The sequence below is a fragment of the Gluconobacter oxydans DSM 3504 genome, from assembly GCF_000583855.1.
Lineage (GTDB): Bacteria > Pseudomonadota > Alphaproteobacteria > Acetobacterales > Acetobacteraceae > Gluconobacter > Gluconobacter oxydans.
Map to the genome: position 1 here is coordinate 2173469 of NZ_CP004373.1, position 15508 is coordinate 2188976.

A 15508-nucleotide genomic window follows, 5' to 3' on the forward strand; every position below is an offset into this window, starting at 1 on the left:
CGGGGTTTTTTCTTACAGTCCCATCAGGGAAAGAACGCTGTCGAAGGATCGGAGCGATGCGCCTTCGACAATCAGCGTCCGGCCGATCTGAAGCGCCTTCTGTCGTGCGAGCAGACGCTCCTGTTCCGTGGTGCAGAGACCATAATCCGCGACCTGTGCAAATCCGACGGTTCGGCGGATCATCTCCAGCCCGCAGAACCCGGCCGTGTCGCGCAGGATTTCGCTCAGGAAGGTTTCAATGAGGGCTGGTCGGGTATCGGGGCCGGACAGCGCCCACATATCTCCGCAGCCTGCCCGAAGGCTGGCTCGCAGTTCTTCGGAAAACTTCTGCCAGAAGGCCAGCATCTCTGTCCGGATTGCGTCCACCTTGTGCGGAGCCGCGCAAAGATGCAGCGCCAGATTGCCCAGATAAAGACCGCAGTCAAAGCCGATGGGCCCCATCGTTGCGAACTCACCGTCAATGACCCGCACGTCCTCGCCATCCAGCATGATGGAGCCTGTATGCAGGTCGCCGTGCAGCAGGGCCTGCCGGGCTGTCAGGAAGCGGTCCTGAAGCCGTCCGACGGCCTGATGCAGGACCTGATCGGTCTGAAGTGCCTTCACATCCGCCCGCAGGCCTTCTTCCGGCTCCGGATTGCGGTCACAGACTCGATACGGGTCCGTCAGGATTAGGTCGACCGTAATGCGGGTGAGGGCGGTATTGCCGGAAAACTGTTCCAGCAGATGCGCGCCGGTTTCAAAGGGCTGGCTGATCCAGCCCGTCGCCTGGATGGTGCGGGCGACATACGACCCGATCACGACGGAAAACCCCGGAGCGGCCTGATCCGCGATCAGGGCTGAACGCAGCACTTCATGGTCCGTCAGGCATTCCATGACGAGCAGGAACAGGTCCGGATCATAAGCGAAAAGTTCGGGCATCAGCCCCGTAACGGCCGGGGCGACGGCCTGCATGTAGCGCGCCTCATACAGGGCGCGTTCCAGAGGCATCGGCCAGTCCGGTGCGACGCGGACATGGGGCAGAGCCTGCTTGCAGCACAATGCTCCCGCCGGACCATTCACCAGAAACACCGTATTGAGATTGCCGTCACTGACTTCGCGAATGTCCCAGTCGGCAGCCCCGCCGCCCAGACGCTCTGAGAGGTCATGTCGTTGGGCCAGCCAGTCCCGCAGGGCCGGGGCATCGAGAATACGGTAGGTCATCGGGTTTGCTCCAGCATGGCAGACAGGGTGGGGACGAGCCGTTCGGGCAGTTCCGTATCAGGCTGAACCAGTTTCAGCGCCTGATATTCCGCATTGCCAAGACGGCGGCAACGTTCCTTCAGGCCTTCGAAATCCAGTGTGGTGGTAAGATCCATTCCGATATCCACGATATGCGTCCGCGGATGCTCGCAGGCCAGAAGACAGCCCTCGACCTGGCAGTCGGCTTCCGTCAGACCCAGTTCCTCGTGACATTCCGCCAGAAGCTGGGCCGCCAGATCGATCTCCGCCTCACCCTCGCGGCTTTCCACATTGCCCGCCGGAGCGCCCTGCCAGTAGCCGGGAAGATAGATGGAGTGTTCCGACCGCTGACCGATCACGATCCCGTCTCTGGTGCGCAGCAGCCCCACAACTGCCAGCGGGCGTAGCATTTGCGGGCCATAAAGATCCGGCTCACGCATCTGGGCGAGAACCCGGCGGTATTCGGACCAGTGACCGCTGATGACGTCCGACCCGATTACATCCGCACAGAAAACGCGGCCGTTATACAGGCTGGGATGCTTCGCAAGTGCAGCCTCCCAGTGCGATGCCACGCAGGCTTCGATTTCCGAAGACAGCACCGGCATGGAGCGTCCGACCCGCACGACGACATCGGGTTCCAGAGGCGTCACAGGCCATTCTGACGGGGGAGGGGGCATCTGATGCTCCGGGCGAAACAGCGGAAAGAGGGGGCTCTTTCATGGACCGGAATATCCGGCCTCGCAACGTGCGGTCAGGGCATTTCCAGCCGGACCGAAACCGGACAGTGATCAGACAGTCCGGCAGGCACCGTATCGTTCTTATAGGTCATGACCCGCAGGCTGTCGGGCACAAGCCAGTCCCGCGCTGCATTACCCAGCAGGATGTGATCGATGAAATATTCCCCACCCCAGCACGGACTGGCCTTGCCCGCCGTCGTGAGCGTAACGGGCGTTTCGGCCTCGATCTGCTGCATCAGCGGATCATGCAGCGTCAGACGGCGGTTGAAGTCCCCCATAACCGCATAAGCCTCGCCCTCATCCTGCCGCTCCAGCATCCAGTCCTGCATGATGCGGACCTGCTGGTACAGGGTCGGGCAGGAATGCTGGCGCTGGTTCAGCGGCTGGTCCCAGCATCCGGTCTTGAGATGCACCACCAGAAGACGCAGGCTCGCCTGACCGTCGCTGATGGTCACATCCAGCCCACCCCGCAACTGGTGCGGCGCGTCCGGACCTGCGACGTTCAGGGCTGAGAGCTCATCATTGACCGTCACGCGCAGATCCCGACGCACGGCTACGCCTACCCGCTGCACCACAGGATCGGGTGTCAGGATGATCTGATAGGTTGTGGAACTGAAAACACGGGATGCGGCGAGGGGGCCGTCCATTTCTTCGAAAGCCACGACATCCGAGTCCAGATGCCGGGCATAAGCCGCGAGTTTTGCGAAATCACGGTGCTCGCCCCCTGGAACATCTTCCGGCAGGGCCGGATCTCCGGACGGGCGCAGCGTCAGCCAGTCCATGTTCCAGGTTGAGAGTTTGATCGTATGGGCCGAAACGGGCCCCATGCTGCCGGCCAGGAAAAGGCCGGCCAGCATGGAAGCCGCTGCCTGCTTCAGGCTGCCTGTCCTTCGGTCGCGCGGATTTCCTCAAGCACGTTCTCGACGGTGCGCGTCTTGCGCGTGCCCTCGTCGAGAATGAGGATCTCGCCCTTGGGGATGTCGTAGAACCAGCCCTGAAGCTTCAGGGCACCCTGTGCCAGCGCCCGGACGACCGTGGGATGCGTGCGCAGATGCACGAGCTGGAGCAGCACGTTGTATTCGGCAAGCGAACGGATATCTTCCGGTCCGGCATCTTCGGCCTTCAGATCGCCCAGGGCCGCGCGTGCGGCTTCACCATGGCGCATCCAGCTCTTGACCGTCGGCAGGCTGTCCAGCTTCGGCGAGTTCAGATCCATCAGCGCGCCCATGGCGCCACAGTTGGAGTGACCGCAGATGATGACGTTCTTCACCTTGAGCGCGCCAACCGCGTATTCGATCGCGGACGATACGCCGCCGAGCATTTCGCCATAGGCCGGGACAATGTTGCCGACATTACGCACGATGAAGAGTTCGCCCGGCTCCGTCTGGGTAATGAGACTGGGGCTGATCCGGCTGTCGGCGCAGGTAATGAACAGGGTGGACGGAGACTGGCTGGAGGCCAGGCTCTCGAACAGTTCCGCATTTTCCGGATAGACGTCCGTTTCGAATTTCCGGACGCCGCCCAGCAGTTTCGCCAGAGTATCACGACCACAGGCCATGGTGTTCTCCTTCATCTTGAACTACCGGGCAGTTAGAAGGCTTTGTCAGGGCAGGTAAAGCATGATTCCGGTCAACCCATGCTTTGTAACCGCCCTGACATACCATGACGCGTTTCTTATGCGGCTTCCAGTGTCTTGCGCAGCATTGCAAATACTGCGTCCGAGTCTGCGTTTGGACCACCGGCCTGCGCCATGTCCGGACGGCCACCACCGCCCTTGCCACCCATCAGGGCCGAGGCTTCCCGAACCAGCTTCACGGCATCCAGACGGTCCGTCAGGTCCTTGGTCACAGCAATTACGATGCTGCCACGGCCATCCGCACTGGACATCAGCGCCACGACGCCGGACCCGATCTGCTTGGAGATGCTCTCCGCAAGGCCCTTGAGTTCCTTTGGGCTGACATCGCCCAGATCACGTGCCGAAAGCGTAATGCCGTTGATGCTTTCCGTGGCACTGGTGCCTTCACCGGTCGCGAGCTTGCGCTGAAGATCGGAAACCTGCGCCGTCAGGGACTTGCGCTCTTCCAGAAGTGCCGCCACGCGGGAGGCGGCATCGGCAACCGGAACCTTGAGCAGGTCCGCAATCTGCTTCAGACGGCTCTCGGTCTCCAGCGCCAGTGCTTCAGCGGCGAGACCACAGACGGCCTCGATCCGGCGCACGCCAGCCGAGACGCCGCTTTCCGAGACGATCCGGAACGGTCCGATCTCGCCAACGCGCCCCACATGCGTGCCACCACAAAGCTCGATGGAATAGGCCGCACGATTATCGTCGCCTTTGCCCATCGAGACCACGCGGACTTCATCGCCGTATTTCTCGCCGAACAGCGCCATGGCACCTTCCGCCACGGCTTCGTCCTGCGTCATCAGGCGGGTCTCGACCGGGGCATTCTCGCGGATGCGGGCATTGACCTCAGCCTCGACTGCCGCCAGCTCCTCATCCGTCAGCGGGCGCGGCTGGCTGATATCGAAGCGCAGACGCTCCGGCGCATTCAGGCTGCCCTTCTGCGTGACATGCGTGCCGATCTGGCGACGCAGGGCCTCATGCAGCAGATGGGTCGCGGAGTGATGGCCACGAACCGCCGTGCGACGTGCATGGTCGATCTCGGCATGAACCGCCATACCCGGCTTCAGCGTCCCCTCGACGACCTTGCCGTAATGCACGATCAGATCGCCATTGCGCTTCTGCGTATCGGTGATCTCGACGCGCACGCCCGGAGCTGTCAGCGTTCCGTGATCGCCAACCTGACCTCCGCTTTCGCCATAGAACGGCGTCTGGTTCAGCAGGATTGCGACCGTGTCGTCACCAGCCGGCGCCTCGGCCAGTTCGTCATTGCCCCGGAAAATGCCTTGCACTTCCGCATCAGCCTTTTCGGAAACATAACCGAGGAACTCGCTCGGACCGTGCTTGTCGCGTGCGTCGAACCATACCGTTTCAGCTGCGGCATCGCCCGAGCCGACCCAGGCCGCACGTGCACGCTTGCGCTGCTCGGCCATGGCAGTCTCGAAACCGGCCTCATCCACCGTACGGCCCTTCTCACGCAGCGCATCCTGCGTCAGATCCAGCGGGAAACCGAACGTGTCATAGAGCTTGAACGCCACGTCACCCGGAAGAGCGTCCTTGTCACCCAGACGGTCCAGCTCATCAGACAGCAGCGTCAGGCCACGCTCCAGCAGAGCGGTGAAGCGTTCTTCTTCGCCCTTCATCGTCTGTGCAATCAGGGCCTGATGTTGGACGAGTTCCGGATAAGCCGCGCCCATCTGCTGGATCAGCGCCGGAAGCAGGCGATAGAATACCGGCTCCTTCGCGCCCATGATGTGCAGATGGCGCATGGCGCGACGCATGATGCGACGTAGCACATAACCGCGGCCTTCCTTGGACGGCAGCACACCATCAGCGATCAGGAACGCGGTGGAGCGCAGATGATCAGCCACAACGCGATGGCTGGCCTTGAACGGACCATCGGCATCTTGGTGCATGATTTCGGCCGAGGCCTCGATCAGTGCGCGCATCGTGTCGGTGTCGTAGTTGTCGCGCTTGCCCTGCATGATCGCGGCAAAACGCTCCAGTCCCATGCCCGTGTCAATCGACGGGCGGGGCAGGGCATCGCGCGAGCCATCCGGCTGGTCGAGGAACTGCATGAACACGAGGTTCCAGATCTCGACGAAGCGGTCACCATCCTCGTCCGGGCTTCCCGGAGGGCCCCCGAACACGCTGTCGCCGTGATCGTAGAAGATCTCGGAGCACGGACCGCACGGGCCCGTGTCACCCATGCGCCAGAAATTGTCAGATGTGCCGATCCGGATGATCCGGTCATCGGACAGGCCGGCGATTTTCTTCCACAGATCGGCTGCGTCCTCGTCTTCCGCATAGACGGTAGCGAGCAGCTTGTCTTTCGGAAGTCCGAAATCACGCGTCAGCAGTGTCCAGGCGAACTCGATGGCTTCCGGTTTGAAGTAATCCCCGAAGCTGAAATTGCCCATCATCTCGAAGAACGTATGGTGGCGCGCCGTGTACCCGACATTGTCGAGATCGTTGTGCTTGCCACCCGCACGCACGACCTTCTGTGCCGTGGTGGCACGGGAGTAGGGGCGTGTTTCCTGGCCGGTGAAGACGTTTTTGAACGGCACCATGCCAGCATTGGTGAACAGCAGTGTCGGGTCGTTCTGCGGCACCAGGGATGCCGAAGGAACGATGCGGTGGCCCTGCGAACCAAAGTATTCGAGAAAGGCCGATCTGATATCGTTGGTGCTGGTCATGATGAGGGAGCGTCAGTTCCGGGAAGACAGGGAAATAATCTGCCTGTCCTTAGACTATTGTGGCCGCCTTGGAAATGCAGCCCTCAGTCATTGCGGCCATGCGTCCTGATACCATTGTCGGGAAGGGAAGACAGATCCGGTTCAGGTTCGGGTGCCGTCAGACCCGCCGCAGGGATCTCCACAGCCATCTGAACCAGTTCAAGCGGTGTTTCGGGTGTCTGCGCCCGGAAGACAAGACGACGGGAAAGATTGAAGTTCGCCACCATTCCACACAGGGCGCCTGCCGCCAGCGCAAGCTCAGGATAGTTCACTGTCAGTGGAACCGTCGCGTAAAGCAGGAACACCATGCCGCGATTGAGCAGAAAACCGAATGAATTGGCCAGCAGGAACCGCAGCCATTGAAGAACCATGTGCTGGTTTTCCGCCGCGGACAGTCGGAATGTCCAGATGCGGTTAAGGCACCAGTTTCCTGTTGCTGCTACGAAATAGGCAATCAATGTGGCTGCGATCAGACCCGCAGGAACGCGCAGCACGGAGACCGTTCCCCAATCCACCAGGAAACCGAAGGCACCGACGGTTCCAAAGCGCAGGAACTGATCGATGATTTCCGGTCGGCTGCGCGGATAGAAAATACGGCTGCGTCGCAAGGAACATGTCTCCGGAATATCGGGATGGGCTGGCTCTAGCGTGCCGGGAAAGGCAATCGCAAGCGGAGTTTCGCCCTGAACATCGCATTTGCCCAAAGAAAAAGGCGCCCCGAAGGACGCCTTTCTCGATACCGAAGTCGAAGACCCGGCGTCAGATCATGTCTGAATTACTTCAGGATGATCTCGACGCGACGGTTCTGCGGCTCGCGGGTGTTCGGGCCGGTCGGAACCAGCGGCTTGGACTCGCCGTAGCCGTGGATGTCGATGGCAGCAGCCGGGACACCGTCACGGATCAGCTCAGCCTTCACGCTGGAAGCGCGACGGTTGGACAGACCCAGGTTGTACTTCTCGCCGCGGGGACCCGGGTGAGCAGCAGAGTTATCCGTGTAGCCGTTGACTTCGATGCGCGTCGTCTGGACGTGCGTGGAAGCCTGGGCTGCCTGGGCAACGATCTCACGGGCGCGGCCCGTCAGGTCAGACTTGTCCCAGTCGAAGAACACGAGATACGTGCGGGCCGGGGTCGGAGCCGGCGGAACAACAACCGGAGCCGGCGGCGGCGGCGGCGGAGCCGTGTCGAAGGCATAGCGCAGGCCCAGGATGAACTGGTGCGAGAAGCGCTGGTCGAAGTTCACGTTGCCCTTGTGAACGCCGGAAGCGTTGTAGGCCGTGGAACGATACGGACCGTTGACGAAGTCCTGACCGATGAAACGGTATTCCGTCGTGACGGCCAGACCCGGAACGTTCGGGATGTCGTAGGCTGCACCGACGATGCCCTGGTACGCGAAGCTGCCCTGCGTGCCGCCCATGCGGTCAACAGCGCCGTTCACGTAGTTGGTCGTGGTCGGGTTGTAGTGCTGCCACAGATAGCCAGCGCCGACACCGACGAACGGCGTAACGGGGACGTTCAGGCCGAAGTTGGCGAGATCGATGTCATACAGCACGTTGACGAGGCCACCATAAGCCTGGTCGGACCCGTGGGTCATGCCGTTAACAGCCGTCGGACGACGGTGGTTGATCTGGGAGTAGTTGTACAGACCCTCGACTTCAACGCGCAGGCCGTTACCGAAGCCCCAGCCGAATGCACCGAAACCGGTGAAGCCGTCGTGGTGGCGGTAGCGGGAGCTCGAAGCAGCGTTGCTGCTCGTGCCGTCAGCCTGCGTCGTCGGCGAGAAGGAGCCGTGCTGCTGCTGAACCAGGTTGTAACCACCGCCGATGTTGACATAGGGGCCGGTGATCGTGCTGGCCATGGCAAGCGACGGTGCGGCGACCATCGACGTCATGGCAAGGAGTGCCGTGCGGAGACGCATGTTTTCGTCCTCTTAGTGACTAACGTTCGAGCCGTTGGAAAATGCTTTCACCAACGGACCCAGCGCGATGCATAAGCGCATATAGAGCGCAGAGTTCCCCGGGACAAAGCCAGTCAGGGTCTTCAGGCTCTACTCGGGGTAGGGGAGTGACATAAAAGCCACAGTCCATTTCGCCCGCTTCACGATCTACGCCTCGCGTCTACGTTGCCTTAGCTCATGGTTCCAGCAGAAGCCAGAGGCGGGAGAAGAAATCAGCTATGCAAAAATGGAAGCAAAACAGGCATTTAGCTGCCATGTGACGGAATTTTAACATTCCTCACGGACGGCAGCCTTCGCGGATGAGCAGATTACGCACTGTTTCTGAAGAAATATCACGGGTCGTGAAGGCCTTCCCGATCCCGCGCAGCAGAACGAAGGCAACCTTCCCGTCCTGCATTTTCTTGTCCCGAGTCATGTGGTGCAGAAGTGTGCCGGCAGAGAACGACTCCCGGAACCAGTCAAAACTCACTGGCATGTCGAGACTGCGCAGATGACGGTCCAGTCGATGCAGGTCTTCGACTGGCGCGTACCCAAGTTCCACGGACAGGGCCATGGCGAGGTGAATCCCGATCGAGACCCCTTCGCCGTGGAGCAGGCGTCCGTCATATCCCAGTTCCGCTTCCAGGGCGTGTCCGAATGTATGCCCCAGATTGAGCAGCGCTCGGCCGCCGACAGAGGCCTGTTCCTTTTCATCAGCCGCCACGACCGCCGCCTTGAAGGCGCAGGCCCGACGGACGGCTTCCGCCAGGGCAGCAGGATCGCCGTCCAGCACCGCGTGTCCATGCGCTTCGCACCAGGCGAAAAGCTCCGGATCTGCAATGAGCCCGGATTTGACGATCTCGGCGTATCCTGCAACGCGCTGGCGACGGGGCAGGGTCGCCAGAGCGGAACTGTCGGCGAGAACCGCGATGGGCTGATGGAACGCCCCGATCAGGTTCTTGCCCGCTGGTGCATTGATTCCCGTCTTGCCGCCGACGCTGCTGTCCACCTGTGAGAGCAGTGTGGTCGGGATCTGTACGAAGGGAAGTCCGCGCAGGGCCGTAGCCGCGACAAATCCGGCCAGGTCGCCCACGACTCCGCCACCCAGGGCGACAATGGTCGTCTTGCGCTCGATGCCCGTGGACAGGAGTTGGTTCATGACATCGCCGTAGCAGGCGAGGGACTTGCTTTCTTCGCCGCCGGGAACTGAAATCACATCCGCGCGGATGCCGGTTTCCTCGAACGACGCAAGAAGCCGAGGCAGATGCAGTTCAGCCACGGTTGCATCCGTAATGACGACGACACGCTTCTGTGGCAGGTGCGGGGCCAGCCGGGCGCCGGCACGCGAAATGAGATCCGGCCCGATCAGCACATCATAATTGTGATGGCTGAGCGAGACATGCACTGTCTCCGGCCTGCGATATTCCTCCAGGACTTCCCGTACGCGCTGCACGCCCTGTTCCACCGTGTCATCTCCACAATCGATAATGATGTCCGCCTCGGCGTAGACGGGGTAACGCAGCCCGACCAGCCGCTCCAGCACCTCATCCGGGCGTCCCTGCGCCAGAAGCGGACGCCCCGCACGTCCGGCAACCCGCTTGACGAGGACATGCACCGGCGCGCGCAGCCAGACCGAAACCGCATTACGGCGGACCAGATGGCGCGTCTGGGCATCCATCCAGGCCCCACCACCCGTGGCGAGGATGCAGGGTGGGCCGTCGAGGAGTCGCTGGATGACGCGGCGTTCGCCGTCCCGGAACGATGCCTCGCCATGGCGGGCGAAGATTTCGGGAATCGAACAGCCGGCCGCTCTTTCGATCTCGATATCGGCATCCACGAACGGCAGCCCGCAGATCTGGGCAAGGCGCCGTCCGATGGTGGTTTTGCCAGCCCCCATCATTCCAACGAGCACAACCGTGCGTGACGGTATGCCATCGGGCGAGAAAAAGGGTTCCGGCTTGGCTGAAAGGGGGAAAGGCAGGCGTGACATGCCCTGCTACCTATCATAGGAGAAGGAACACGTCCTGCCCTCACTTCGAGACCTTTTTCAATGGCAAATCTTGATCGTTCCCTTTTCCGCCTGCCGATGATCGGCGGGGCTGTTGCCGTCCTTCTTGTTCTGGGCGCCGGCGGAGCGTTTCTGCGTCTGGGCATGACGGCCACTCCGCCGGCCCAGACCATGGTTCACAAGGATCTGTCCGGAGGCGCGTTCGCCGCTTCCGCCACCCCGCAGGCTGCGCTTCCGGCCATGCCGCCCGTGCCGGCAGCCGGACCGATGCCCGCCGCCCAGCCGGCTCCGGCACCTGCCATGGTTCCGGCTTCCGCTCCCGCAGCGGCTGCTCCGGCTGCCCCTGCCGCCGCACCGCTGACGCCTTCCACACCGCTGCCGACGATGCCGGCTCCCAGGGCAGCGCCGGCCCAGCCCATGCCTGCTGCTCCGGTCGCACCGGCTCCCACGCACTGATCCATTCTTCATGGCGCGCGACAGTGACGTCCAGGGGGACTGCAGGCATGTCGAGGCTTTTCTGGAGATGCTTGCCGCCGAACGTGGCGCGGCACTGAAAACCCGTCAGGCCTACGCCTCGGACCTTGCCGATTTCGCAACGCACTGTGCGCCGCTCTCCCTCTCCGAAGCGGGAGGAGAGGAGGTCCGGTCCTATCTTGCGGAACTCTCCCGTGCGGGACTGGCGGCGCGGACAGCGGCCCGGCGTCTGTCCTGCCTGCGCCAGTTCTATCGCTTCCTGATGCTCGAGTCGGTACGTGAGGACGATCCGACCGAGCGCCAGCAGGCCCCCCGAATAACGTCCTCTCTTCCCAGGCCGCTGGATGAAGACGAAATCCGCCTCCTGCTGGAAACCGGCACGCGTGGCCATGAAAACGAACGCCGGGACATCGTCTCCCGCGCCGCGCTGGAGCTGCTCTACACGACCGGCCTGCGCATTTCCGAACTGCTGGCCCTGCCGGCAACCTGTGTGCATGTCCGCGGACCGATGCTGCTGGTGCGCGGGAAAGGTGGACGCGAACGGCTGGTGCCTTTGTCCCAGAGTGCGCGGGAGGCGGCGGATCAACTCGTGTATTTCGATCGCGATCTCGGCAGTCCGTGGCTTTTTCCCGGACGTGATCCGCAGAAACATCTGACGCGGCAGGGATTCGACAAGATCCTGCTTGCGTGCGCCCTGAAAGCCGGCCTCGATCCGGACCGCGTCAGCCCCCACGTCCTGAGGCATTCGTTCGCCAGCCATCTTCTGGCGCACGGGGCCGATCTGAGGGCACTCCAGATGCTTCTGGGTCATGCCGATATCGCCACCACGCAGATCTATACGCAGGTCATGTCCGAGCGCCTGCGACAGGCCGTGGAAGCGCATCATCCGCTGGCACGGAAGGCCGGGGCCCCGGTCGGTGCGGGCTGAACCGATCATTCCGCATATCGCAGGGACTGTTTCCGGACGCGCAGGCGTGCTATCGGGCTGGCCATGCGCCAATTCCTAGATTTCGAGAAGTCGGTCGCCGAACTCGAGACCAAGATCGACGAACTCCGCCAGATGGGCAGCCAGGGCAAGGACTCCGGCACCAGCGGCATCAATATCGATGACGAGATTGCCCGTCTGTCCGAGAAGGCCGACAAGCAGCTCCGCTCGACCTATGCCAAGCTGACGCCGCTGCAGAAAGTGCAGGTGGCCCGTCACGCCCAGCGCCCCAAGGCGCTGGACTACGTGCGTCTGCTGACCACGGACTACACGCCGCTGGCCGGTGACCGCGCCTTCGGTGACGATGACGCCATGATCGGTGGTCTGGCCCGTTTCCGTGGGGAACCGGTTGTTGTTGTCGGGACCGAGCGTGGCCACGACACCGAAACGCGCCTGAAGCACAATTTCGGCATGGCCCGTCCCGAGGGCTACCGCAAGGCGCAGCGCCTGATCGAAATGGCCGGACGTTTCGGCCTGCCGGTGCTGAGCTTCATCGACACCGCCGGCGCCTGGCCCGGAATCGACGCCGAAGCGCGCGGACAGGCCCAGGCCATCGCGAAGTCGATCGATGTCTGTCTCAAGGCGCCCGTGCCGCTGGTCGTGACCGTGATCGGCGAGGGCGGTTCTGGCGGTGCCATCGCCATCGGTGCGGGCGACCGCATCCTGATGCTCGAGCACTCGATCTATTCCGTGATTTCGCCGGAAGCGGCAGCGTCCATCCTGTGGCGCGATCCGAAGCTGGCTCCGGCAGCAGCGGAAGCTCTCAAGCTGACGGCACAGGACCTTCAGTCCCTCGGCGTGATCGACCGTATCATTCCAGAGCCCCTCGGCGGCGCCCAGCGCGCTCCGGAAGAAGCCGTAAAGGCGGTCGGGAACGCGATTGCCGAAGAGCTTGTTTCCCTTCAGGGCCTCACCGGACCGGCACTGATCCAGAAACGCCGGGACAAGTTCCTTTCCATGACCCGCGCCCCTCTGCACTGAGGGAGCCTTCAAAAGCCGCTGCTTTCCCGCAGCGGCTTTTGTGTTTTCAGGCTGGCTGCTTGTGTGCCGCTTCCCCAGCCAGCGGCTCGCGTCCATGCGCCATGATGAGATCATGCAGCGCCAGGGCCGCTTTCCCGACCAGATCCCCGTCATAGCCCTTGGCGACCAGCGCCACACCGCTAGCGCCATCCGGCAGGTGGTAGGGATAGGACCCGAGATCGACCGTCGGGAATGTTTTCTGCAGCGTCGCCAGATCGGCGGCGAAATCGCCTTCCTTCAGGCCTGCGGCATGCCAGCTGGCGGAAACGAGCGGCGCGCCCTTTTCCAGTTGCGGTACCAGCCACGCGACCATCGAGGCAAAGATCGACGGTACGCCCGCCATGACATGGACATTGCCGATGCTGAAGCCGGGCGCCACGGATACCGTGTTGAGGATCGGCGTGGAGCCCTCCGGTAGATAGGCCATGCGCTGGCGGGCCGCGTTGAACCGGTCCGCACCCAGCGCGGCTTCCAGCAGGCGGAAGCTTTCCTCATGCCGGACCAGCGGTGCCCCCATCGCGGTGGCGACGCATTCGGCCGTGATGTCGTCATGCGTCGGTCCGATGCCGCCTGACGTGAAAACGAGGTCGAATGCCGCGCTGCATTCGCGAACCGTCCGCACGATCCGCTCTTCGATGTCGGGAATGACCCGGACTTCCATAAGCCGGATGCCCTGCGCATTGAGCGCCTGGGCCAGAACCTGCGTATTGGCGTCCTGAGTGCGCCCTGAGAGGATCTCGTTGCCGATGACGAGAAAACAGGCAGTTTTTTGAAGCATCTGTCCGCTCCTGATAGTCTTCGCCACAGAACGTAACGGCTCGCCTCGCGTTGTCGAGGACAAACCCGCTCCGGACTTTCGTTTTCATCAGGAGGAACCATGACCAGCATCCCGCTTCACCAGCCCGAATGCATTCTCGATCTGCGCGCGACGCTGGGGGAGGGGCCTGTCTGGATTGAGGGCGAAAAAAGCCTGTATTTCGTGGATATCCCGGAAGCGAAGATCCATCGCTTTACACCCGCCAGCGGTGCCCATCAGACATGGTCCGCGCCGGACCGCGTGGCGTTCCTGCTTCCTGTCGCGGACGGGACATTCCTCGCCGGGATGCCGGACGGCCTGCGCCGTTTTGATCCCCGCAACGGCAGCTTCTCCGAGCATACGATCGTGGAAGCCGAAAAGCCCCGCAACCGCCTCAATGATGGCTGTGTCGATCCGCAGGGGCGCGTCTGGTTCGGCACCATGGACGATGGCGAGGAAAACCCCTCCGGTTCGATCTATCGCGTCGTTCACGACGGCAAGGGGCTGAACATCACCCATCACGACGAAGGCTATACCGTCTCCAACGGTCCCGCCGTCTCTCCGTGCGGCAAGGTGCTGTATGTCTGCGACAGCCCGGAACAGACGATCTACGCTTTTGACATCAAAGCAGATGGCGATCTCGCAAACGAGCGTGTCTTTGCCCGGCTGGAGCACGGCTATCCCGACGGGATCGTGACCGACAGTGAAGGGACCATCTGGTGTGGAACCTGGGGTGGTGGCCGTGTGGAGCGTTTCAAGCCGGATGGTACGGAACTGCCGACGATTCCCATGCCCGTCACGAATGTCACGAAAGTCGCTTTCGGGGGCGATGACCTGAAAACGGTTTTCGTGACGACCGCGCGCAAGGGACTGGACGCAGAGACGATGGCGAAAGAGCCGCAGGCCGGCTCCCTGTTCGCCTTCCGCACGGATGTCGCGGGTGTTCCGCAGCAGGTCTTCCGCCTGAACGGCTGACCTAGTCCAGAAGCTCCTGCAGAAGCGGGATCAGGGGAAGGTCAGGATCGGGCATGGCGTAGCGGCCGAGATCGGCGGCCGCGACCCATTCCAGCGTCTGGCCTTCGCGCGGGGTGGGAACACCCCGCCAGCGCCGCACCACGTAAAGCGGCATCAGCAGATGGAACGGCCCGGCGTTTTCGCTGACGAAGGTGAAGGGTGCCAGACAGGCTCCCGTCAGATCCAGCCCCAGTTCCTCGCGCATTTCCCGGATCAGCGCCTGCTCAGGCGTTTCGTCGCGCTCGACCTTGCCGCCGGGGAATTCCCAAAGTCCCGCAAGACGCTTCCCTTCCGGACGCTTGGCGAGAAGGATCCGCCCCTTCGCGTCGAGCAGGGCAGCCGCCACGACCAGCAATGTCCGGGGTTTGGGCGCTTCCGCGACGACCGGGGTGACCTCAGTCGGGGACGGAGCGGGGGCCTCGGGTGGTTCCTGCGTCTTCGCAAGGAACGTTGCGCGCGGCAGTTCGAACAGATCGATCGGGCAGTCCTGTCCGCGCGAGACGAAACGTCGGCTGGATGTCCCCGTCTTCACAAAGCCGAGCTTTCCCAGAACCGCCGCTGACGCGACATTGTCCTGTGCGGCGTCGGCCGTGATCTTTTCCAGCCGCAGAACCGTCAGCCCCCATTCCACGACGCGCTGACCCGCCTGCGTGGTCAGGCCCTGTCCCCATTCCGTGGGGGCCAGCCAGTATCCGAGCGAGCCGGAACGCCGGTCATCGGAGAGCACGAGCGCGATCGCGCCCAGAAGCGCTCCGTCACGGGTAATGGCAAAATGATGTGCGCTGCCCTGGGCGCTGTCGCGACGGGTGGAGTCGATCCACTGTTCCGCCAGTTCGCGGGGATAGGGGAAGGGCAGGCGACTGAGCATCCGGACGACGCTCCAGTCATTGATGAGACGATGGATTGCCGGGGCGTCACCCGGCTGCAGGGAGCGCAGAACGAGTCTCCCTGCCTTGAGTTCTGGTGTCAT

14 protein-coding genes are annotated in these 15508 nt (G+C 62.6%); 4 read left to right on the forward strand and 10 right to left on the reverse strand.

The genetic code is table 11. The features are described from left to right. Nucleotides 1–12: 12 nt before the first annotated feature. From mtnK to aroB, 8 genes are all read right to left on the reverse strand, one after another. Nucleotides 13–1200, reverse strand: a complete 1188-nt coding sequence (gene mtnK, locus GLS_RS09580) for an S-methyl-5-thioribose kinase (RefSeq protein WP_041112056.1) — start codon at nt 1198–1200, stop codon at nt 13–15. After that, nucleotides 1197–1895 carry an NUDIX hydrolase gene (locus GLS_RS09585; RefSeq protein WP_041112057.1) on the reverse strand — a complete coding sequence of 233 codons (699 nt, stop codon included), beginning with the start codon at nt 1893–1895 and terminating at the stop codon, nt 1197–1199. The genes mtnK and GLS_RS09585 overlap by 4 nt, the downstream gene beginning before the upstream one ends. Nucleotides 1896–1969: 74 nt before the next feature. Next, the gene (locus GLS_RS09590) at nt 1970–2812 is read right to left on the reverse strand and encodes an endonuclease/exonuclease/phosphatase family protein (RefSeq protein ID WP_052327546.1); all 843 of its coding nucleotides are present in this window, start codon (nt 2810–2812) and stop codon (nt 1970–1972) included. A 17-nt stretch (nt 2813–2829) separates the two neighbouring features. Further along, nucleotides 2830–3513, reverse strand: a complete 684-nt coding sequence (locus tag GLS_RS09595; protein WP_024716826.1) for a carbonic anhydrase — start codon at nt 3511–3513, stop codon at nt 2830–2832. Nucleotides 3514–3629: 116 nt separating this feature from the next. After that, the gene (alaS, locus tag GLS_RS09600) at nt 3630–6269 is read right to left on the reverse strand and encodes an alanine--tRNA ligase (protein WP_041112058.1); all 2640 of its coding nucleotides are present in this window, start codon (nt 6267–6269) and stop codon (nt 3630–3632) included. Nucleotides 6270–6352: 83 nt separating this feature from the next. Further along, on the reverse strand, nt 6353–6916 hold the full coding sequence (locus GLS_RS09605; RefSeq protein WP_052327652.1) for a GtrA family protein: 564 nt from the start codon (nt 6914–6916) through the stop codon (nt 6353–6355). A 167-nt stretch (nt 6917–7083) separates the two neighbouring features. Continuing rightward, entirely contained in the window at nt 7084–8223 is a 1140-nt protein-coding gene (locus GLS_RS09610; protein ID WP_041112059.1) for an OmpA family protein, read from the reverse strand. Between the two features lie 316 nt (nt 8224–8539). Further along, the gene (aroB, locus tag GLS_RS09615) at nt 8540–10231 is read right to left on the reverse strand and encodes a 3-dehydroquinate synthase (RefSeq protein WP_080691947.1); all 1692 of its coding nucleotides are present in this window, start codon (nt 10229–10231) and stop codon (nt 8540–8542) included. Between the two features lie 60 nt (nt 10232–10291). Here aroB and GLS_RS09620 point away from each other — a divergent pair, with 60 nt between their 5' ends. The 3 genes from GLS_RS09620 to GLS_RS09630 all read left to right on the forward strand — a co-directional run bounded on the left by GLS_RS09620 (nt 10292) and on the right by GLS_RS09630 (nt 12689). Continuing rightward, nucleotides 10292–10705 carry a hypothetical protein gene (locus GLS_RS09620; RefSeq protein ID WP_041112060.1) on the forward strand — a complete coding sequence of 138 codons (414 nt, stop codon included), beginning with the start codon at nt 10292–10294 and terminating at the stop codon, nt 10703–10705. A 10-nt stretch (nt 10706–10715) separates the two neighbouring features. Then, nucleotides 10716–11651 (forward strand): tyrosine recombinase, encoded by a 936-nt coding sequence (locus GLS_RS09625; RefSeq protein WP_041112061.1) that lies wholly within the window; start codon nt 10716–10718, stop codon nt 11649–11651. 63 nt (nt 11652–11714) lie between these two features. Then, nucleotides 11715–12689, forward strand: coding sequence for an acetyl-CoA carboxylase carboxyltransferase subunit alpha (locus tag GLS_RS09630; RefSeq protein WP_041112062.1), 975 nt, complete (start codon nt 11715–11717; stop codon nt 12687–12689). 46 nt (nt 12690–12735) lie between these two features. Here the strand turns inward: GLS_RS09630 and GLS_RS09635 are convergent, their stop codons facing one another. Next, complete coding sequence (locus GLS_RS09635; protein WP_041112063.1) at nt 12736–13506, reverse strand: competence/damage-inducible protein A; 771 nt, start codon at nt 13504–13506, stop codon at nt 12736–12738. Between the two features lie 99 nt (nt 13507–13605). On the opposite strand from GLS_RS09635, the gene GLS_RS09640 reads away from it, so the two are divergent. Beyond that, nucleotides 13606–14499 carry an SMP-30/gluconolactonase/LRE family protein gene (locus GLS_RS09640; protein ID WP_041112064.1) on the forward strand — a complete coding sequence of 298 codons (894 nt, stop codon included), beginning with the start codon at nt 13606–13608 and terminating at the stop codon, nt 14497–14499. A 1-nt stretch (nt 14500) separates the two neighbouring features. Here GLS_RS09640 and GLS_RS09645 read toward each other — a convergent pair whose 3' ends face one another. Next, nucleotides 14501–15508, reverse strand: coding sequence for a bifunctional GNAT family N-acetyltransferase/(deoxy)nucleoside triphosphate pyrophosphohydrolase (locus GLS_RS09645; RefSeq protein WP_041112065.1), 1008 nt, complete (start codon nt 15506–15508; stop codon nt 14501–14503).